Origin of the sequence: Cupriavidus malaysiensis (genome assembly GCF_001854325.1) — a bacterium.
GTDB lineage: Bacteria > Pseudomonadota > Gammaproteobacteria > Burkholderiales > Burkholderiaceae > Cupriavidus > Cupriavidus malaysiensis.
Map to the genome: position 1 here is coordinate 1421394 of NZ_CP017755.1, position 19580 is coordinate 1440973.

The following is a 19580-nucleotide window of genomic DNA, read 5'->3' on the forward strand; positions in this document are numbered from 1 at the left end:
AAGTGCGAATGGAAGGAGACAAGGCATGGAATCGAAGAACGTTCCACACGTGGCAGAGCTGTTGCGCGACGCGCCGAAGAACTGGGGCAGGTGGGGGCCTGACGACGAAGTCGGTTCGCTCAACTACCTGACCCAGGCGGAGGTGCTGCGCGGCGTCGCCGCGGTGCGCTCCGGCAAGACGTTCACGCTGCAGATCCAGATGGGCCATCCCAAGGGCGACCCGGTCTGGCCCGGCCGCGCGCAGGCGCGCCGTCTCAACGTGATGGACAAGGGCCACTACCTGTGCGGCAAGGGTCCGGTCTTCCCCGGCGAAGGCGAGTACGCGGACGACATGATGATCATGTACCTGCAGGGCTCGACCCAGTACGACGCGCTGGGCCACGTGTGGTACGGCGACCAGCTGTGGAACGGCTTCGATGCCAGGTCGACCATCGGCGGCCTCGACAAGGCCAGCGTGCTGCCCATCGCCGAGCGCGGCGTGGTCGGGCGCGGCGTGCTGATCGACATGGCGCGCCATCGCGGCAAGGACGTGCTCGATCCCGGCGAGACCTTCACCCACCAGGACCTGCTGCAGGCCGCCGAGACGCAGGGCGTGCGCATCGAGAAGCACGACATCCTGATCATCCGCACCGGCTGGATCGGTTCCTTCTACCATCGCGACCAGACCGAGTTCTACCAGAACTTCATCGAGCCGGGCCTGACCTACAGCCCGGAGCTGGTCGAGTGGTTCCACAAGATGGAGATCCCCAACCTGGTGACCGACACCATCGCCAACGAGGTCACCATGGACCCCGTTTCGGGCGTGGCGCTGCCGCTGCACAATGCGCTGATGCGCAACCTGGGCGTGACGCTGACCGAGATCGCGCAGCTCGACCCGCTCGCCGCCGATTGCGCCGAGGATGGCCAATGGTCCTTCCTGTACACGGCGGCGCCGCTGAAGGTGGTCAACGGCAGCGGCGCGCCGGTCAATCCGGTGGTGATCAAGTAGGCGCCGCAGCACGGCCTGCCCCGTCCCGCGCCCGGCGCCCGCGCCGGGCGTTTCCCCGCCGCCGGCGCGCCCCCGGGCCGCGCCGCGGTGTCCGCTTCCAGGAGGGCACATGATGTCCCTGCCCAGCAGCACTCCCTACGACGGCAAACCCTGGCTGGCCCGCTACCAGGCCGGCCAGCCGCATGCCATCGCTCCCGCCTTCACCGATGCGCTCAGCGTGTTCCGCGCCGCCGTGGCGCGTGCCGGAGAGCGGCCGGCCATCCTCTACTTCGACGGCAGCCTGAGTTACGCGGAACTCGATGCCCAGTCCGACGCGCTCGCCTGCGCCTGGCTGGCGCGCGGCTGCGCGCGCGGCGACCGCATCGCGATCTACCTGCAGAACGTGCCCCAGTTCGTCATCGCCCTGGTGGCGGCGTGGAAGATCGGCGCCATCGCGGTGCCGGTGAACCCGATGAACCGCGCGCGCGAGTTGCGCCTGCTGCTCGCCGACTCCGGCGCGCGCCTGCTGGTCTGCCACGAGTCGCTGTATGCCGAGGTGGTGCATCCTCTGCTCGCGCAAGAGGCCGGGCTGGCCGGGCTGGCCGCACGCGGCGAGCCGGCGCTGCAGCCGGCGGTGATGACGACCTCCGAACTGGAGTACCAGTCGCGCCTCGATCCCCGCCTGTTCGCCGGCGGGCGGCGCGTGCCGGCCGAGGCGCTCGCGGGCGCCGAAGACCTGGCCGGGGTCATCGCGGCCCATCGCGGCAGCCGTCCGCCGCCGGTCTTGCTCGGGCCGTCCGACATCGCCATGCTGGTCTACACCTCGGGCACCACCGGGGTGCCCAAGGGAGCGATGAATACCCACGGCAACATCGCCTTCAATGCCCAGGTCTACCGCGACTGGATCGCATTGCAGGAGGGGGCCCCCATTCTCGGCGTGGCGCCGCTGTTCCATATCACCGGGCTGGTCGGGCATATCGGTGCGGCCTTCATCTGCGCGGCGCCGCTGGTGCTGGCCTGCCGCTTCGAGCCGGGCGTGATCCTGGATGCCATCCGCGAGCACCGCGTCGCCTTCACCATCGGTTCCATCACGGTCTTCATCGCCTTGATGAACCACCCGCAGGCCACGCGCGAGCACTTCGCCACGCTGACGCGCATCTATTCCGGCGGGGCGCCGATCCCGCCCAGCGTGGTCGAGGCCTTCCGCGCCCGCTTCGGGCACTACATCCACAACGGCTACGGCCTGACCGAGACCAACTCGCCCACCCACGTGGTGCCCTTCGGCAGTGAGGCGCCGGTCGATCCCGCCTCCGGGGCACTGGCGGTCGGCGTGCCGGCGTTCAACGTCGAGTCCTATATCGGCGACGACGAGGGCCGCCCGCTGCCGGTCGGCGAGGTGGGCGAGATCATCTCGCGCGGGCCGATGATCGTGCCGGGCTACTGGAACAAGCCGCAGGAAAGCGCGAAGGCGATCGTCGACGGCTATTTCCGCACCGGCGACGTCGGCTTCATGGACGAGCGCGGATGGTTCTACCTGGTCGACCGCAAGAAGGACATGATCAACGCCGGCGGCTACAAGGTCTGGCCGCGCGAGGTGGAGGACGTGCTGTACACCCACCCGGCGGTGCGCGAGGCGGCCGTGGTCGGGGTGCCGGACGACTACCGGGGCGAAACCGTCAAGGCCGTGGTCAGCCTGAAACCGCAGGCGCAGGCGACTCCGGAAGAGCTGGTGGCCTACTGCAAGGAGCGCATGGCGGCCTACAAGTACCCGCGCATCGTCGCCATCCTCGACGAACTGCCGAAGACGGTGACCGGCAAGATCCTGCGGCGAGAGCTGCGGGGCTAGCGTCGCGGACCGCGGGAGCGCGGACGGGTAGCGCCGGAGCGCCGGAGCGCCGTCTGCCTGCGCGGTGGCAACGGGGGCCGCCGTCGCGCGTTGCCGGCCTCCTGCGCGCGCGGTTCCGCAAGCTGCGCACGGTCCGCGCGCGCCGTGGGGCCGCGTTGCGCAGCGTTGCCGCAGCGGTGAAATCAGGTACCGCATGTCCATCGCAGTGTGCTGCTGAGGTAAAGCAGCGACAAAACACGGGGTTTTCACCCGGTTTGGCTTGCCGCATGCACGAAAAGTCCTTGACGTGTCGCAGTTTCCGCTATGATTCAGTGGGCGCCGGCAAGGGCGCGTCGGTTGGCGGGAAGCGCTTCCGCGCACCACCGCAGCGACGAACCGGCCGGCACCATTCTGTTCAACTCACGTATATCGATATGGCGACCAAAGCGAAACCGACCGCGAAGACTGCAACCAAGCCCGCTGCCAAGAAGGCCGCGGCAACCAAGGCTCCCGTGAAGGCTCCCGTGAAGGCTGCTGCTGCTGCCAAGAAGGCCGCGCCGGCTGCTGCCGCGCCGACGCCGCGCCCGCTGAAGGACACCTTCAACAAGTCGAGCCTGGTCGCTCACCTGGTTGCTCAGACCCAGCTGGAAGCCAAGGCCGTGAAGTCGGTTCTGGCCCATCTGGAAAACACCATCGTCAGCGCGCTGCACAAGAAGGGCGCCGGCGAATTCACGCTGCCGGGCCTGCTGAAGGTCACCGCGCAGCAAGTGCCGGCGAAGAAGAAGCGCTTCGGCAAGGACCCGTTCACCGGTGAAGAGCGCTGGTTCCCGGCCAAGCCGGCCAGCGTCAAGGTCAAGGTCCGCCCGCTGAAGAAGCTGAAGGACGCCGCGCTGTAATTCGCCTCCGCAGTCCAAGCTTGAAAGGGAGCCGCCTCGCGGCTCCCTTTTTTATTGCCGCGCCGCCGCCGGATCGCAACGGCAATGAGGCGCGTTCCGGCCTGCGGCGGCGGCTCGATGAGAGGATAATGCCCGCGTTGCCGGCACCACGCCGGCGCTCAAGGAGTCCCCATGTTCTCTCGTCGCTACGGTGCGGTGTGGTCGGCCGTGCTGGCCCTGGCGGTGCTGGCCGCCCTGGCCGCCGCGCACCGCGCCTCCGCCTGGTGGCTGGTGCTGCCGTCGGCCTTGCTGCTGGTGGGCCTGCACGACCTGCTGCAGTCGCGCCACGCCATCCTGCGCAACTACCCGATCTGGGGCCATCTGCGCTTCTTCTTCGAATTCGTGCGGCCGGAGATCCGCCAGTACTTCATCGAGGACGACACCGGCGAGATGCCCTTCTCCCGGCAGCAGCGCAGCATCGTCTACCAGCGTGCCAAGAGCGAGGTCGACAGCCGGCCTTTCGGCACCGAGCTGGACGTGCGCGCGGTCGGCCACGAGTGGGTCGGCCATTCGCTGGCGCCGAGCCGCATCGACTCGGCGGATTTCCGCATCACCGTGGGGCCGCAGCGCGCCCAGCCGGTGCAGCTGTCGGTGTTCAATATCTCGGCCATGAGTTTCGGCGCGCTGTCCGGCAATGCCATCCGCGCGCTCAACCGGGGCGCCCGCATCGGCGGCTTCATCCACGATACCGGGGAGGGCTCGATTTCCCCCTACCATCGCCAGGAAGGCGGCGACCTGATCTGGGAGGTGGCGTCCGGCTACTTCGGCTGCCGCCGCGCGGACGGCAGCTTCGACCCGGACAAGTTCGCCGAGCAGGCGCGCTCGCCGCAGGTCAAGATGATCGAGGTCAAGCTGTCGCAGGGCGCCAAGCCGGGCCACGGCGGTGTGCTGCCTGCCGCCAAGGTGACACCGGAGATCGCCGCCACGCGCGGCGTGCCGCTGGGGCAGGACTGCGTCTCGCCGGCCCGCCACAGCGAGTTCTCCACGCCGCTGGGCCTGCTGCAGTTCGTCGACCGCCTGCGCGACCTGTCGGGCGGCAAGCCGACCGGCTTCAAGCTCTGCATCGGCCATCCCTGGGAGTTCTTCGGCATCGTCAAGGCCATGCTGGAGAGCGGCATCCTGCCGGACTTCATCGTGGTGGACGGTGCCGAAGGCGGCACCGGCGCGGCGCCGCTCGAGTTCGTCGACCATATCGGCACGCCGCTGCAGGAAGGCCTGCTGCTGGTGCACAACACGCTGCTCGGCGTGAACCTGCGCGACAAGATCCGCATCGGCGCCAGCGGCAAGCTGGTGACGGCCTTCGACGTGGCGCGTACGCTGGCGATCGGCGCCGACTGGTGCAACTCGGCGCGCGGCTTCATGTTCGCGCTGGGCTGCGTGCAGGCGCAGAAGTGCCATACCGACCGCTGCCCGACCGGCGTGGCGACGCAGGATCCGGTGCGCCAGCGCGCCGTGGTGGTGCCCGACAAGGCTGAGCGCGTGGCCAATTTCCACCGGCACACGCTGCATGCGCTGCAGGAACTGCTGCAGGCCGCGGGTTTGCAGCATCCCTCAGACCTGCGCGCACACCATATCGTGCGCAGGGTCTCGGTCAACGAGGTGCGCCTGCTGTCCGACCTGCTGAAGTTCCTGGCGCCGGGCGACCTGCTCAACGGCAACTACCGCTATCAGCTCTACGAAAAGTACTGGCCGATGGCCCGTTCGGACAGCTTCGCGCTGTAGCGCGACATGGCACGATATGGCGCGACTTAGTGCCCCGGCGAGCCACAGCTCAGGCACCCGGCGCCGGCAGGCGCGCGCGGCCCTGCTGGCGGAAGGCGGTCGGCGTCTGCCCCACGTGCCGCATGAAGAAGCGGGCGAAGTAGGCGGCATCGGTGTAGCCCAGCGTGGCGGCGATCTGCTTGATGTCGAGGTCGCTGTACAGCAGGTCGCGCTGGGCCTCGACCACCAGCCGCGAGTGGATCAGGCGCAGCGCCGAGCTGCCCGCCAGCTGCTGGCAGATACGGTTCAGCTGGGTCGGCGTGACCCCGACCGCGGCGGCGTAGTGGGCGACGTCCTGGTGCTGGCGGAAGCCGGCTTCCAGCAGTTGCTGGAACTGGCGGAAGTGGCGCGCGGTGCGGCCGCCGGCCGGCGCCGTTTCCGCGGCCCCCGCCGCGGCCCGCCGCCGCGCGATGCCGACCAGTATCAGCGACAGCAGTGCTGCCAGCGCCGCCCCGCGCCAGAGCGAGACGGCGTGTATCTCGGCGCGGAACAGGCCGAGCGCGCCGGCCAGCACGGCATCGTCCCCCGCCAGCGGGCCGCCCGGGTTCGCTGAGTCCTCCGTGCCCCCGATCCTGCCCACGCGGTCGTGAAAGGGGCGCGCGAACAGCGGTAGCGCGTCCGGCACGCCGGCCAGCAGGTTGCGCAGGTAGTGGTCGGTCATGGTGATGACGATGCCGTCCACGTCCGGCGTGAAGCGGAAGCCGTGCACGCAGCGCGGGGGCACCGCCACCAGGGTGCGCTCCGCCAGCGCCAGCCGTTCCTCGTCGAGCAGGGCCTCGCCGCCGCCATGGTGCACATAGAGGATCTGGAAGAAGCGTTCGTGCCGGTGCGGCTTGATTTCCCAGTCGTTGACGCGGCTGCGGGCCGGGATCGATTCGAAATGCAGCTGCTCCAGCAGGGGCTCGTTGGAGTTGACCCCGTAGAGGGAATAGGTCGGTACGGTTTTCATCGCGGCAAGGACGGGCGCCGGGGCCGCCATTGTCCCGCCGCGGCAGGGCGCCTGTCTATCGGCTCCGGCCCGGGGCCTGAGCCCCGGCGGGCTTCACTGGTCGGCCCTGGCCCCCGAGCGGCGCACGATCTCGGCCCACTTGCGGCCCTCGGCCTCGGTGTAGCGGGCGAATTCCGCCGGCGTGGAGCCGACCGGTTCCGCTCCCATCTCGGCATACTGGCGCTGCACTTCCGGCTGCCGCAGCGCCTGCGCGGCGTTGGTGGCGAGTGTCTCGACCACCGCCGGCGGCGTGCCGCGCGGCACCCACAGCCCGTACCAGGTGCTGATGTCGAAGCCGGGCAGGCCCGACTCGGCCACGGTCGGCACGTCGGGCAGCGCGCGGGCGCGCTTGCGGGTGGTGACGGCCACCGCGCGCAGCTTGCCCGACTTGATGAAGGGCATGGCCGACGGCATCGAGTCGAACATCAGCTGGATCTGTCCGCCCATCAGGTCCGTCAGCGCCGGCGAGCTGCCCTTGTAGGGCACGTGCTGCATCGACACATGCGCGGCCAGCTTGAAGGACTCGCCCGCGAGTTGCTGCGCCGAGGCGTTGCCGGCCGAGCCGAAGTTGAGGGCGCCGTGCTTCTCCTTGGCCAGCGCGATCAGGTCCTGCACCGTGCGCACCGGCGAATCGGCGTTGACGACGAGCACCAGCGGCACCTCGGCGAGCTGGGTGACCGGCACGAAATCGCGGAAGGCGTCGTAGCGCATCCTGGGGTAGATGCTGGGATTGATCACATGCAGCGAGGCATTGGCCAGCAGGGTGTAGCCATCCGGGACGGCGCGTGCCACGGCTTCGGCGCCGATCATGCCGCTGGCGCCGGGCTTGTTGTCGACCACCACGCTCTGCCCGAGCGTGTCGCCCATGCGCACGGCGACCACGCGCGCCAGCAGGTCGGTCGGGCCGCCGGGCGGATAGGGCAGCACCAGGCGGATGGGCCGTTGCGGATAAGGCTCGGCGGCCGCGGCCGCGGCCGGGCCGGCGCCGAACAGCGCCGCCGCGCCCAGTGCCGCCAGCAGGGCGAAGGCCCGTGCCGGCGCGCGGCGCCGCGCGCCGGGACGCATGGAGCGGGCGCTCGCGCCCGCGGTCGGTTGTCTCATGGTGCTGTCTCCTCGTTCTCGTTCGCCCTTGGGCTAGTTCTTCTTCAGGGAATCGTTCGCGGTATCCGGCGGCCCGTCTGCCGCGATCCGCAGCGCGACCTTGCCCACCACCTGCCGCGTCTCGAGCGCGTGCAGCGCGTCGGCCAGGCCGCCGTGCGGGTACACCTGCGAGACGGTCGGGCGGATCCGGCCCGCGCATGCCCAGTCGAACAGGGTCTGCATCACCGCCTGCAGCGCGGGGGCGTGGCGGGCACGCTCGTCGGCGGGTGTCCAGCCGATGTAGCGGCCGACGAAGAAGCCGTGCAGCGTCAGGTTCTTCACCAGCAGCAGGTTGAGCGGCGCCTGCGGGACGCGCCCGCTGGCGAAGCCGATGCTGAGCAGGCGCGCGTTGGCGGCGGCGGCCCGCAAGGCCTGGTCGAACAGGTCGCCGCCGACCGGGTCGGCCACCACGTCGGCGCCGCGCCCGCCCGTCAGTTGCTTGACCCGGGCGGCGAGATCCTGCGGCGCCACCGCATGAGCGGCGCCGCGCCGCAGGGCTTCGGCGCGCTTGGCCTCGGTGCTGGCGCAGGCGATCACGGTGGCGCCGAGCTGGTGCGCGATTTCTACCGCCGCCAGCCCGACGCCGGCGCCGGCGCCGAGCACCAGCACGGTCTCGCCGGCCTGCAGCGCGCAGCGCCATACCAGGCCGCAGTAGGCGGTGCCATAGGAAAGCGGCACTGGCAGCGCCTGCAGCGCTTCGAGGGCGTCGGGCACCGGATAGACGGTGTATTCGGGCAGCCGCAGCACTTCGCCGAAGCAGCCCCAGTCGGCGATGGCCACCACGCGGTCGCCCGGACGCAGCCGCGTCACGCCGGCGCCGCAGGAGAGGACGCGGCCGACCGCTTCGGTGCCGGGCACGAAGGGCAGGGGCGGCCGCGTCTGGTAGCGCCCGGCCACCATCAGGCCGGTGGCGTGGCTGACGCTGGCGTACTCGACCGCCAGCGTGACGGTGTGCGCATCGTCCGCCGGCGGGCGCGCGACCTCGGCCAGTCGGGTGGATCCGGGCGGGCCGAAGGCTTCGCACAGCACGGCACGCATGGTGTCCGGGCCGATGGCGGCGGCGGGGCTCATGCCAGGTCTCCGTGCGCGGCGGGCAGCGCCGGCGCCTGCCGCACCACGCCGTCGCGCAGCCAGGCGGCGATCTGTGCCGGGGCGATGCCCGCCTCGCTCAGCACCGCCTCGGTGTGCTCGCCGATGCGGGGTGCCGCGCCGGCCGGCCGCCGCAGGCCCCGCGCCGGCACGCCGGCGAAAGGCAGGGTGCCCAGGCCCGGCTGCGCAAGCGGCTGGAAGCTGCCCTGCTGCGCTGCCTGGGGGTGGTCCAGGACCTGGTGGTAGTCGCGCACCGGCGCGTGCAGCACGTCATGCGCCTGCAGCACGCGCTGCCAGTGCGCGGTGTCGTGGCGGGCCAGGCAGTCGGCCACCGCGGCATGCAGCCATGGCGCGTGCGCCATGCGTGCGGCGTTGTCGGCGAAGCGTGCATCCTGCAGCCATTCCGGCCGCTCCAGCGCCTGGCACAGGCGGCTGAACTGGGCATTGTTGAGCGCCAGCACGCTGAGGCTGCCGTCGCGTGTGGCGAACACCCCATTGGGGGCGCTGACGGGCCCGGCGGCGACCGCGCCCTGGATCGCGTACTCAAGGATATTGTTGGCCTGCAGGGCGCAGCAGGCGTCGAACAGGCTCAGCTCGACATGCGCGCCGGATGGCGCTCCTTGCGGAGCCGGCATGGCTTCACGCCGGAAGCGGCGGCACAGCGCGGCCGCGGCCGCCTGCGCGGCGTACAGGCCGGTGGCGGCATCGGCCAGCAGCATGCCGACGCGGCGCGGGGTGCCGTCCGCGCCGCGGTTGGTGAACATCAGGCCGCTGTCGGCCTGCATCACCGAGTCGGAGGCGGGGTGGTCCGCGTAGGGGCCGTCGGCGCCGTAGCCGCTGATCGACACATAGACCAGGGCCGGCTGCTCCGCCGCCAGGTCCGCGTAGCCCACCCCCAGCCGCGTGGCCACCTGCGGGCGGAAGTTCTGCACCACGACGTCAGCCTGGCGCGCCAGCGTGCGCAGCAGGCGCCGTCCATCCGGGGTGGCGGCATCGATGCAGACGCCGCGCTTGCCGCCGTTGTAGGCGATGGCCAGCGCGCTCAGCTCGCCGCGTACCACGCCGACATGGCGCCCCCAGTCGCCGGAGGGCGGGTCCACCTTGATCACCTCGGCGCCCTGCTGCCACAGGATGTGCGCGCAGTAGGGGCCGGCGATGCCCTGGCTGATGTCGAGCACGCGCAGGCCGGCGAAGGGCAGCTCGGAGGCGGCGGGCGGGGAAGGGAACGCGCGGGATGCAGCAGGGGTTGCCATCTCGGAATCAGGGAAGCGGACGATGGCTTATGCTAGGCGGCGCGCCTGCTTCGAACAATCTGCCGACCTGTGCCAGCCGTGTTGACTGATGATTGACAATTCCCTCGACCTCAACCTCATCCGCCTCTTCGTCACGCTGGTCGAGGCCCGTACCCTGACGGCGGCGGCCGCGCGCAGCGGCATGACGCGCTCCAATGTCTCGCGGCGCCTGAAGTTGCTGGAGCAGCAGCTCGGCGCGCAGTTGATGCGGCGCACCACGCGCCATGTGGAACCGACCGAAGCCGGCAGGCTGCTCTATGCCCATGGGGTACGCATGCTGGACGAACTGCAGGCGGCGGGTGCGTCGATCGACAGCCTGGGGCAGACCGTGCGCGGCGACGTGCGTATCCGCCTGCCGACCGGGCTGGGCCATCTCTACCTGGCGCAGGTGCTGCTGGACTTCGCGCAGCAGTATCCGGCCATCTCATTGCGGGTGCTGATCAACGACTTCATCGGTGACCTGATCCCGGCGGAAGTCGACGTGGCGCTCAAGATCACCTCCACGCCGCCCGAGGACCACGTGGCGCGTCGCATCGGTGCCGTGCGCTGGTGCCTGTGCGCCACGCCGGCCTACCTGGCGCGGCGGGGCGCGCCTGCGGGCCCCGCCGAACTGCCGGGCTGCGCGCTGATCGCGCCGGCCTCGCTGGGCCGCCGCTTCGATCTCAAGCTGACCGCGGCCGGCGAGCCGCAGGTGCTGCGGGTGTCGCCGCGCATCCAGTCGGGCGACTATCCCTTCCTGCGCGAGGCGGTGCTGGCGGGCCTGGGCGTGGCGCTGCTGCCGCGCTATGCGGTCTGGCAGCAGATCGGCCGTGGCGAACTGGAGGAGGTCTTGCCCGGCCACGAGCCGGAAGGCGTGGGCGACAGCATCTATATGCTGACCGCGCCCAACCGTTTTCCGACGCTGGCCACGCGTACCCTGATGGATTTCATCCGCGCGCGCCTGCAGGGGCAGGAAGCCGTGTGGGAGGGCATGCCGGCACACACGGTGCCGGCATGACGCCGCGCCGCGCCGGAACCTCTGGCGGCGGCGCGGGGGCGGGTCGTGCATCGCCGCCCGCGGGCCGCGACGCACAAGGGGAGGGGGTGGTGTCTTACTGCGGTCCGAGCTTGCGGATCAGCGCGTCGAGCTGTTCGAGCTCCTGGGCGTCCAGGTCGGTCAGCGGCGCGCGCACCGGGCCGGCGTCGTGGCCGACCAGCTTGGCGCCGGCCTTGACGATGCTCACCGCATAGCCTGCGCGGCGGTTGCGGATCTCCAGGTAGGGCAGGAAGAACTCGTCGAGCAGCTTGCCCACGGTGGCGTGGTCGTCGGCGGCGATGGCGCGATAGAAGTCCATCGCCGTCTTCGGGATGAAGTTGAACACCGCCGAGGAGTACACCGGCACGCCCAGCGCCTTGTAGGCGGCGGCGTAGACTTCGGCGGTCGGCAGGCCGCCCAGGTAGGACAGGCGGTCGCCCAGGCGGCGGCGGATGCGCACCATGTTCTCGATCTCGCCCACGCCATCCTTGAAGCCGATCAGGTTGGGGCAGCGATCCGCGAGCCGTTCCAGCATGTCGGCGGTCAGGCGCGAGTTGGCGCGGTTATAGACGATCACGCCGATATCGATGGCCTTGCAGACTTCCTCGACGTGGGCGGCGATACCGGCCTCGCACGCTTCGGTCAGGTAGTGCGGCATCAGCAGCACGCCCTTGGCGCCCAGGCGCTGGGCTTCCTTGGCGTAGGCGATGGCGGTGCGGGTGGGGCCGCCGGCGCCGGCCAGGATGGGCACCTTGCCCGCGCAGGTCTCGACCGCGGTGCGGATGACGTTGGCGTAGTCATCCGGCGTCAGCGAGAAGAACTCGCCGGTGCCGCCGGCCGCGAACAGGGCAGTCGCACCGTAGGGGGCCAGCCATTCGAGCCGCTCGACATAGGTGTCGGGGCGGAAGTTGCCCTGGGCATCGAAGTCGGTGACGGGGAAGGAGAGCAGGCCTTCGGAGACGATCTGCTTCAGTTCTTGCGGTGTGGTCATGGGCTTGCGTCCGGTTGGCCTCGCGGGGAGGCGTTGCAGGTGGCGATTGTTTGCTATTTGTTATACGTCATCGTACAACTAGACGGCGCCTGGTGCAAGCCGTCCGGGGGGAAAGGGCCTCAGGGGAAACACGGGGAGGGACGGGCAGCCGTCGCGGCCAGCGATCCCGCGGCGCTCCCGTCCGTGATGGACAGCGTTCCCGGGCGGCTCGCGCCGGCGGCGGCACGGGCGATGGGAAAGGATGCGGCTGTCGCTAGGGTAAACACCGAGGTGGTGCTGCGAATCGTCTCCCTATAATCCAGGTCATATGATGACATATCACGATAAGCCGGCCATCTGCTTTTCCGATCGCCGCTGTGAGGAGACCCGATCGGATACGCGCCTGAGGACGACAGCCAGGATCAACCAGCCCGGTGCCGGATGGCAGCGGGCACAACCACTGAACGACAAGTGAACGAACGTCAAGGCGAGGGCGGCCAGGGCATGGCCCCGCTCTATATCCGCATGCATCCCCAGGACAACGTGGCCATCGTCGCCAACGACGGCGGCCTGGCCGAAGGCGGCGTCTTCCCCTGCGGCCTGGTGCTGCGCGAGCGCGTGCCGCAGGGCCACAAGGTGGCGCTGGCGGACCTGGCCGCGGGCGATCCCGTGATCCGCTACAACGTGGTGATCGGCTACGCGGCGCGCGACCTGCCGCGTGGCAGCTGGGTCAACGAGCGGGTGATCGAGATGCCGCCCGCGCCGGCGCTGGACGACCTGCCGATCTGCACGCGCGCCGCCGGGCCGATGGCGCCGCTGGAGGGTTACACCTTCGAGGGCTTCCGCAATGCCGACGGCTCGGTCGGCACGCGCAACATCCTCGCCATCACCACCACCGTGCAATGCGTGTCGGGCGTGGTCGAGCACGCGGTGCGGCGCATCAAGGCCGAGCTGCTGCCGCGCTACCCCAATGTCGACGACGTGATCGGGCTGGAGCACACCTACGGCTGCGGCGTGGCGATCGACGCGCCGGATGCGGCGGTGCCCATCCGTACCCTGCGCAATATCGCGCTGAACCCCAATTTCGGCGGTACCGCGATGATGGTCAGCCTGGGCTGCGAGAAGCTGCAGCCCGAGCGCCTGCTGCCGCCCGGCACCATTCCCATCCAGGCCGGCGCCGGCGAAGTGCAGGTCGGCGTGGTCTGCCTGCAGGACGAACAGCACGTGGGCTTCGGTTCCATGATCGCTGCCATCATGGAGATGGCCGAGACCCACCTGGCCAAGCTGAACGCGCGCCGCCGCGAGACCTGCCCGGTCTCCGACCTGGTGGTCGGCGTGCAGTGCGGCGGCAGCGACGCCTTCTCCGGCGTGACGGCCAATCCGGCGGTGGGTTTTGCCACCGACCTGCTGGTGCGCGCCGGTGCCGCGGTGATGTTCTCGGAAGTGACCGAGGTGCGCGACGGCATCGGCCAGCTCACCGCGCGCGCCGCCACGCCCGAGGTGGCGCAGGCGATGATCCGCGAGATGGCCTGGTACGACGCCTACCTGCAGCGCGGCCGCGTGGACCGCAGCGCCAACACCTCGCCAGGCAACAAGAAGGGCGGCCTGTCCAACATCGTGGAAAAGGCCATGGGCTCGATCGTCAAGTCCGGCAGCGCGCCGATCAGCGGCGTGCTGGCGCCGGGCGAGAAGCTGCGCCAGAAGGGCTTGATCTACGCCGCCACGCCGGCCAGCGACTTCATCTGCGGCACGCTGCAGCTTGCCGCCGGCATGAACCTGCACGTCTTCACCACCGGCCGCGGCACGCCCTACGGGCTGGCCGAAGTGCCGGTGATCAAGGTCGCCACGCGCAGCGACCTGGCGCGCCGCTGGCACGACCTGATGGACGTGGACGCGGGCCGTATCGCCACCGGCCAGGCCACCATCGAGGAGGTGGGCTGGGAGCTGTTCCGCCTGATGCTCGACGTCGCCAGCGGCCGCAAGCAGACCTGGGCCGAGCACCACCAGCTCTACAACGCGCTGGCGCTGTTCAACCCGGCGCCGGTGACCTGAGCCTACTCTCCGCAGAGGTGTGGCGGGGCCGCGTCAGTGCCGCTGGACGGGCAAGCTTGTTTGCGGCTTCCCATTGCCTGGGGATTTCCGGTCTTTATATAATAACGATTCTCATTATCGTTATTTGTGACTTGGCGCGCGGCCCGTCCGCAGGCGCCGGGAGCCGGATCATGGCCGCCGAAGCGGGGATACAGCAGGAAATTCAGGCGCTTTACCGCGGTCACCACGACTGGCTGCATGGCTGGCTGCGGCGCAGGCTGGGCTGCGCGCACCGCGCTGCCGACCTCGCCCACGATACCTTCATGCGCCTGCTGGCGCGCGAGGAGGCGCTGCAGGTCCTGGAGCCGCGCGCCTTCCTGTCCACCGTGGCGCAACGCGTGCTCGCCAACCACTGGCGCCGCGAGAAGCTGGAACAGGCCTACCTGGAGGCGCTGGCCTGCCTGCCCGAGCCGGTGGTGCCGTCGGCCGAGGCGCGCGCCATCCTGCTGGAGACCCTGCACGAGATCGATGCCTTGCTGGACGGCCTGCCGGTGCCGGTCAAGCGTGCCTTCCTGATGGCCCAGCTCGACGGCATGAGCCAGCTCGAGATCGCCGCCGCGCTCGATATCTCCGTCACCACCGTCAAGCGCTACCTGGTGCGCGCCGGCACGCAGTGCTATTTCGCGCAGGCTGGGGCATGAGCGCGGCCGGCAGCGAAGGGCGCGCGCGCACGCTGTCCGCGCGCCCTCCGGCGATTTCCCCCGAAGTGGCGCGCCGCGCGGTCGAGTGGCTGGTCACGCTGCAATCGGCCGAAGCCGACGGGCGCACGCGCGCCGACTGGCGCCGCTGGGTGGAAGCGCATCCGGACCACGCGCGCGCCTGGCGCCATATCGAATCCTTCAACGGGCAACTGCGCCAGGTCGCTTCGCCGCTGGCCAGCGCGGTGGCGCGCGCGGCGCTGGCCGCCCCCGGCTCGCCGCGCCGGCGCCATGCCGTGCGCGCGCTGGCGCTGTTGTTCGCGGGCGGCGGCGCCGCCTGGCTGGCACGCGAGCAGGCGCCGCTGCAGGGCTGGCTGGCCGACCTGCACACCGGTGTCGGCGAACGCCGCACCGTGCGCCTGGAGGACGGCACGGCCCTGGTCCTGAATACCGACAGCGCCGTCGACGTGCGCTACGGCGGCACCGGGCGTGTGGTGCGGCTGTTGCGCGGCGAGATCCTCGTCAGCACCGCCAGGGACCGGCAGGTGCCGGCGCGCCCCATGCTGGTGGAGACGCGGCAGGGCCGCCTGCGGCCGCTGGGCACGCGCTTCGCCGTGCGCCAGTTCGAGGACAGCAGCTGGGTCGGTGTGCTGGAAGGCACCGTCGCGGTCGAGCCGCTCGACGTTGCCGGCGGCGGGCCGGTCGTGGCTGCCGGCGGGCAGGTCCGCTTCGGCCGGGGCGGGGCCGAGGCAGCGGCGCCGCTGGCCGACACGGCGGTGGCCTGGACCGACGGCATGCTGGTGGCCAGCGCCATGCGGCTGGAGGACTTCCTGGCGGAGCTCGGCCGCTACCGCCCGGGCCGCCTGCGCTGCGATCCCGCCGTGGCCGGGCTGCGTGTCTCGGGCACCTATCCGCTGGCCGATACCGGCCGCGTCCTCGACCTGCTGCGTACCACGTTGCCGGTGCGCATCCACTTCGTGACCCGCTACTGGGTCACGGTGCTGCCGGCGCCGGCCTGACCGGCCGCGCGTTTTTTTCGCTTTTTTGCTGGCCGGGTGGCCTGTTTGGAAATCTCGCGTGACTTAGGAGATGAGAACACCGTCTTCGAGTCCACCGCGAGTCTGCCTTCATGACGCATCACCATCGCCCGGCCCGGTCCCGCGCCGGCTCCGTTTCCTTCCGACCCGCGCGCCGCGCCGCGCTCGGCCAGCAGGCCCTGCGCGTGCTGCGGCACGCCATGCTGGGTGCCAGCCTGGGCGGTGCGCTGCCGCAGGCAGGCCTTGCCCAGGCTGCCCCCGCCGGCGCGGCGGCCGAGGCGCCGCGCAAGTCCTACGACATTCCGGCCGGCCCGCTGGAGGCCGCGCTCAACCGCTTCGGCCGCGAGGCCGGCATCCTGCTGTCATTCACGCCGGAGCAGACGGCGGGGCGGCACAGCGGCGGCCTGCGCGGCAGCTATGGCACCGCCGCCGGCCTCGCCGCCCTGCTGCAGGGCACCGGCCTGGCCGCGGTGGCGCAGCCCAATGGTGGCTACGCGCTGGCGCCGCGGAGCGGTGCGCAGGCCGCAGCGCCGGCAGCGGGGGATGCCGCCACGGCCCTGCCGCAGGTGACCGTCAGCGCGCAGTCGATCGGCAGCTACCGGCCTGCCGCCAACAGCTCGGTGATGCGCTCGGACCTGCCGCTGCAGGACACGCCGCAGGCGGTCAACGTGGTGCCGGCCCAGGTGCTCAAGGACCAGCGCCCGCGCAACCTCGACGACGCGCTGGCCAACGTCAGCGGCATCACCCAGGGCAATACCCTGGCGGGAACCCAGGACACGCTGATGAAGCGCGGCTTCGGCGGCAACCGCGACGGCTCCATCATGCACAACGGCATGCCGCTGGTGCAGGGCCGCGGCCTGAATGCCGCGGCCGACAGCGTGGAGGTGCTCAAGGGGCCATCGTCGCTGCTTTACGGCATCATGGATCCGGGCGGCGTCATCAACATCGTCAGCAAGCGCCCGCAGCTCAAGCAGAGCACGGCCCTGTCGCTGCTGGGCAGCACCTACGGCCATGGCAAGAACGGCGCCGGCATCACGCTCGACACCACCGGCCCGCTTGGCGAATCGGGCCTGGCCTACCGCATGGTGGCCGACCATGTCGACGAGCAGTACTGGCGCAATTTCGGCGTTCATCGCGAAACCCTGATCGCGCCGTCGCTGGCCTGGTATGGCCGCGATACGCAGGTCGTGCTGTCCTACGAGTACCGCGACTACCTGTATCCCTTCGACCGCGGCACCGCGATGGATCCCCGCAGCGGCGCGCCGTTGCCGATCCCGGCCCGCCGGCGCCTGGACGAGCCGTTCAACAATATGGTCGGCAACTCCCACCTGGCCCAGCTGGCCGTGGACCACCAATTCAACGGCGACTGGCGCGCGCACTTCGGCTACAGCTACAACCGCGAGACCTACGACGCGAACCAGATCCGCATCACCGGCATCAATACCACCACCGGCCTGGTGAGCCGCAGCAACGACGCCACCCACGGCGCGCTCAGCACGGACAGCTACGGCATCGCCTACGTCGACGGCAACTTCCAGCTCGGCGGCATGCGCAACAACCTGCAGATGGGCATGGACAGCGAATACCGCCTGATCTACCGCGCCGACCTGCTGCGCCAGTCCGTGTCCAGCAAGTTCAGCTACCTGAACCCGGTGTACGGGCAGATCAGCCCGTCCAGCACGGTCTCCGCCAGCGACAGCGACCAGACCGACGCCCTGCACAACACCTCGGTGTTCCTGCAGGACAGCCTCTACCTGACCGACCGCTGGATCCTGGTGGCCGGCATGCGCTTCCTTTCGTACAGCCAGTGGGCCGGACGCGGCCGTCCCTTCCATGCCAACACGGACATCGAGGGCAATCGCTGGCTGCCGCGCGCCGGCCTGGTCTACAAGTGGAGCCCGGCGCTGTCGCTCTATGCGAGCTATACCGAATCGCTCAAGCCGACCTCGACCATCGCGCCGCTGAGTTCCGGCGTGGTGATCGATTCGGCCGTGGCGCCGGAGCGGGGCAGGTCGTGGGAAGTGGGCGCCAAGGCCGACCTGGCCATCGGCCTGACCGGCACGCTGGCGCTGTTCGATATCGACAAGCGCAACGTACTGGTGTCGCAGTACAACGATGCCGCCAAGCTGACCGAATGGCGCACCTCGGGGCGGGCGCGCTCGCGCGGTGTCGAGCTGGATATCACCGGCCAGGTCGGGCCGCGCTGGAACGTCATCGCCAGCTATGCCTACATCGATGCCAAGACCACCGAGGATCCGCTCTACGCGGGCAACCGCCTGTGGAACGTGGCGCAGCACACCGCCTCGCTGTCCGCCGTCTATGACTTCGGCAGCCTGTTCGGCGGCGACCGCCTGCGCCTGGGCGGCGGCGTGCACTACGTCGGCAACCGGCCCGGCGACTCGGCCAACAGCTTCATGCTGCCGGCCTACGCGGTGGCCGACGCCTTCGCCAGCTACGACACACGCGTCGGCGGACAGAAGGTGCGTTTCCAGCTCAATGTCAAGAACCTGTTCAACACGGTCTACTACCCGTCCAGCGCCAACCAGTACTTCGTCGCCGTGGGCGACGCGCGCCAGGTGTCGCTGCTGACCACGATGGAGTTCTGAACCATGCCGCATCCGCTTCCCTCACGACCGTGTGCCGATGCGGCCGCTGTGGCAGGGGCCGCGCGCCGGCCCTCGCGCAGAGCCTTCCTGGCCGGTGCCGCGCTGGCCGCAGGCGCGGTCCTGCTGCCGGGCGCGGCCCAGGCGCAGCCGGCGGCGCGTGGCCGCGTGGTGCTGGTCGTGCAGCAGCAGGGGCCCAGCCTGGCGGTCGACCAGGCCATCGCGGCGCACCTGCGCCGGCGCGGCTTCGCCGTGGACCTGCTGGACCAGTCGGCGGCCCCGGCGGCCGCGGCAGGGGCCGGCCTGGTGGTGCTGTCCTCGACAGTGGCGGCCAAGTCGGTCCAGGCCGGCTGGCGCCAGCTCGCCATCCCGCTGCTGACCTGGGAGAACGACCTGCTGGACGATCTCGCCATGACCGGCAAGCGCCTCGACAGCGACTACGGCGAGGCCGGGCGCGAGCGCTACCTGTGGCTGGTCAACGCGCCCCACCCGATGGCCGCGGGACTGCCCGCCGGCAGCGTCAACGTCTATGCGCGCCAGGCGCCGATGAGCTGGGGCAGGCCCGGCCTGGGCGCGAGCATCATCGCCACGCTCTACGGGCAGCCCGAGAAGGCAGCCATCTTCGCCTACGAGAAGGGCGCCACGATGGACTACGAAGCCCTCGCGCCCGCACGCCGCGTGATGTTCTTCCTGGCCAACGACACCTTCACCAACCTGTCCGCGCCCGGCCTGCGGCTGTTCGATGCCGCGATCGACTGGGCCATCGGCGCGCCGGACACGGCCTGCGTGACGGCGCGGGGGGCGGAGGCGGGCTGATGCTGGGCTCGGCCGGCGGTGGCTGCCGGCTGGCTTCAGCGGGGGCAGGCCTCGTGCCTCTCGTCTCATCTTATTCAATTAACGGCCAGGCGTTTTTTGTTCTGCTTCAGACGCGGCAGGGCCGCGCCATGACGATAGTGTCATGGGGAGGGAAAGGGCCGCTGCCGGTTGGCCGTGGGGCTTGTCGGCTTCGATTCTGTGCTCGCGTGCTGGATCACACCGTTGGCTTCGCTTGGGCGTGGCGCCTTGCTAAACCACCCCTCTCCCCCGCCCTCTCCGTGCGGGGAGAGGGAGCCAAGACCGTGTGCTTGGCGCTCGGTGTTGGTGCATCTCGTCGGCTTCGTCCAGCGCGACGTGGTTCGCACCGCGCCGCTTCGCTCCCCTCTCCCGCCTGCGGCAGAGGGGCCGGGGGA

At 70.5% G+C, this 19580-nt stretch carries 15 protein-coding genes; 10 read left to right on the forward strand and 5 right to left on the reverse strand.

Annotation, left to right across the window (positions count from 1 at the left end; all coding sequences use genetic code 11):
- The first annotated feature begins 25 nt into the window (after positions 1 to 25).
- From BKK80_RS25930 to BKK80_RS25945, 4 genes are all read left to right on the forward strand, one after another.
- Positions 26 to 988: a cyclase family protein gene (locus BKK80_RS25930; RefSeq protein ID WP_071020732.1), complete on the forward strand. Its 963-nt coding sequence runs from the start codon at positions 26 to 28 to the stop codon at positions 986 to 988.
- Between the two features lie 109 nt (positions 989 to 1097).
- Entirely contained in the window at positions 1098 to 2813 is a 1716-nt protein-coding gene (locus BKK80_RS25935; RefSeq protein WP_236903962.1) for a class I adenylate-forming enzyme family protein, read from the forward strand.
- Between the two features lie 413 nt (positions 2814 to 3226).
- Positions 3227 to 3688 carry an HU family DNA-binding protein gene (locus BKK80_RS25940; protein WP_071020729.1) on the forward strand — a complete coding sequence of 154 codons (462 nt, stop codon included), beginning with the start codon at positions 3227 to 3229 and terminating at the stop codon, positions 3686 to 3688.
- 171 nt (positions 3689 to 3859) lie between these two features.
- Entirely contained in the window at positions 3860 to 5449 is a 1590-nt protein-coding gene (locus BKK80_RS25945; protein ID WP_071020727.1) for an FMN-binding glutamate synthase family protein, read from the forward strand.
- Positions 5450 to 5498: 49 nt separating this feature from the next.
- Here BKK80_RS25945 and BKK80_RS25950 read toward each other — a convergent pair whose 3' ends face one another.
- The 4 genes from BKK80_RS25950 to BKK80_RS25965 form a co-directional block, all read right to left on the reverse strand.
- The gene (locus BKK80_RS25950; protein ID WP_071073318.1) at positions 5499 to 6437 is read right to left on the reverse strand and encodes a helix-turn-helix domain-containing protein; all 939 of its coding nucleotides are present in this window, start codon (positions 6435 to 6437) and stop codon (positions 5499 to 5501) included.
- Positions 6438 to 6530: 93 nt separating this feature from the next.
- Positions 6531 to 7541 (reverse strand): tripartite tricarboxylate transporter substrate binding protein, encoded by a 1011-nt coding sequence (locus BKK80_RS25955; protein WP_084545759.1) that lies wholly within the window; start codon positions 7539 to 7541, stop codon positions 6531 to 6533.
- Between the two features lie 69 nt (positions 7542 to 7610).
- Positions 7611 to 8654 carry an NADPH:quinone oxidoreductase family protein gene (locus BKK80_RS25960; RefSeq protein ID WP_071073320.1) on the reverse strand — a complete coding sequence of 348 codons (1044 nt, stop codon included), beginning with the start codon at positions 8652 to 8654 and terminating at the stop codon, positions 7611 to 7613.
- A gap of 29 nt (positions 8655 to 8683) precedes the next feature.
- Complete coding sequence (locus BKK80_RS25965) at positions 8684 to 9958, reverse strand: CaiB/BaiF CoA transferase family protein (protein WP_071071860.1); 1275 nt, start codon at positions 9956 to 9958, stop codon at positions 8684 to 8686.
- 88 nt (positions 9959 to 10046) lie between these two features.
- Between BKK80_RS25965 and BKK80_RS25970 the strand changes: the two genes are divergently transcribed.
- Positions 10047 to 10994, forward strand: coding sequence for a LysR family transcriptional regulator (locus tag BKK80_RS25970; RefSeq protein ID WP_071020719.1), 948 nt, complete (start codon positions 10047 to 10049; stop codon positions 10992 to 10994).
- Between the two features lie 94 nt (positions 10995 to 11088).
- On the opposite strand, the gene kdgD is transcribed toward BKK80_RS25970, so the two are convergent.
- A complete protein-coding gene (gene kdgD / locus BKK80_RS25975) occupies positions 11089 to 12003 on the reverse strand; it encodes a 5-dehydro-4-deoxyglucarate dehydratase (protein WP_071020716.1) in 915 nt (304 codons plus the stop codon).
- A 483-nt stretch (positions 12004 to 12486) separates the two neighbouring features.
- Between kdgD and garD the strand changes: the two genes are divergently transcribed.
- The 5 genes from garD (at position 12487) to BKK80_RS26000 (ending at position 19167) form a co-directional block, all read left to right on the forward strand.
- Positions 12487 to 14034, forward strand: coding sequence for a galactarate dehydratase (gene garD / locus BKK80_RS25980; RefSeq protein ID WP_071020713.1), 1548 nt, complete (start codon positions 12487 to 12489; stop codon positions 14032 to 14034).
- Positions 14035 to 14204: 170 nt separating this feature from the next.
- Complete coding sequence (locus tag BKK80_RS25985) at positions 14205 to 14714, forward strand: sigma-70 family RNA polymerase sigma factor (protein ID WP_071039843.1); 510 nt, start codon at positions 14205 to 14207, stop codon at positions 14712 to 14714.
- On the forward strand, positions 14711 to 15730 hold the full coding sequence (locus tag BKK80_RS25990; RefSeq protein ID WP_071071862.1) for a FecR domain-containing protein: 1020 nt from the start codon (positions 14711 to 14713) through the stop codon (positions 15728 to 15730). The genes BKK80_RS25985 and BKK80_RS25990 overlap by 4 nt, the downstream gene beginning before the upstream one ends.
- A gap of 110 nt (positions 15731 to 15840) precedes the next feature.
- Positions 15841 to 18354, forward strand: coding sequence for a TonB-dependent siderophore receptor (locus BKK80_RS25995; RefSeq protein WP_084545760.1), 2514 nt, complete (start codon positions 15841 to 15843; stop codon positions 18352 to 18354).
- A gap of 3 nt (positions 18355 to 18357) precedes the next feature.
- A complete protein-coding gene (locus BKK80_RS26000) occupies positions 18358 to 19167 on the forward strand; it encodes a hypothetical protein (RefSeq protein WP_197524001.1) in 810 nt (269 codons plus the stop codon).
- Positions 19168 to 19580: the final 413 nt, after the last annotated feature.

Coding starts and splice junctions, on each gene's coding strand:
- BKK80_RS25970 (WP_071020719.1), top strand. CDS start 10,047: ATGATTGACAATTCCCTCGACCTCAACCTCATCCGCCTCTTCGTCACG.
- BKK80_RS25945 (WP_071020727.1), top strand. CDS start 3,860: ATGTTCTCTCGTCGCTACGGTGCGGTGTGGTCGGCCGTGCTGGCCCTG.
- BKK80_RS26000 (WP_197524001.1), top strand. CDS start 18,358: ATGCCGCATCCGCTTCCCTCACGACCGTGTGCCGATGCGGCCGCTGTG.
- BKK80_RS25930 (WP_071020732.1), top strand. CDS start 26: ATGGAATCGAAGAACGTTCCACACGTGGCAGAGCTGTTGCGCGACGCG.
- BKK80_RS25965 (WP_071071860.1), bottom strand. CDS start 9,958: ATGGCAACCCCTGCTGCATCCCGCGCGTTCCCTTCCCCGCCCGCCGCC.
- BKK80_RS25985 (WP_071039843.1), top strand. CDS start 14,205: ATGGCCGCCGAAGCGGGGATACAGCAGGAAATTCAGGCGCTTTACCGC.
- BKK80_RS25990 (WP_071071862.1), top strand. CDS start 14,711: ATGAGCGCGGCCGGCAGCGAAGGGCGCGCGCGCACGCTGTCCGCGCGC.
- BKK80_RS25995 (WP_084545760.1), top strand. CDS start 15,841: ATGACGCATCACCATCGCCCGGCCCGGTCCCGCGCCGGCTCCGTTTCC.
- BKK80_RS25940 (WP_071020729.1), top strand. CDS start 3,227: ATGGCGACCAAAGCGAAACCGACCGCGAAGACTGCAACCAAGCCCGCT.
- BKK80_RS25960 (WP_071073320.1), bottom strand. CDS start 8,654: ATGCGTGCCGTGCTGTGCGAAGCCTTCGGCCCGCCCGGATCCACCCGA.
- BKK80_RS25955 (WP_084545759.1), bottom strand. CDS start 7,541: ATGCGTCCCGGCGCGCGGCGCCGCGCGCCGGCACGGGCCTTCGCCCTG.
- kdgD (WP_071020716.1), bottom strand. CDS start 12,003: ATGACCACACCGCAAGAACTGAAGCAGATCGTCTCCGAAGGCCTGCTC.
- garD (WP_071020713.1), top strand. CDS start 12,487: ATGGCCCCGCTCTATATCCGCATGCATCCCCAGGACAACGTGGCCATC.
- BKK80_RS25935 (WP_236903962.1), top strand. CDS start 1,098: ATGATGTCCCTGCCCAGCAGCACTCCCTACGACGGCAAACCCTGGCTG.
- BKK80_RS25950 (WP_071073318.1), bottom strand. CDS start 6,437: ATGAAAACCGTACCGACCTATTCCCTCTACGGGGTCAACTCCAACGAG.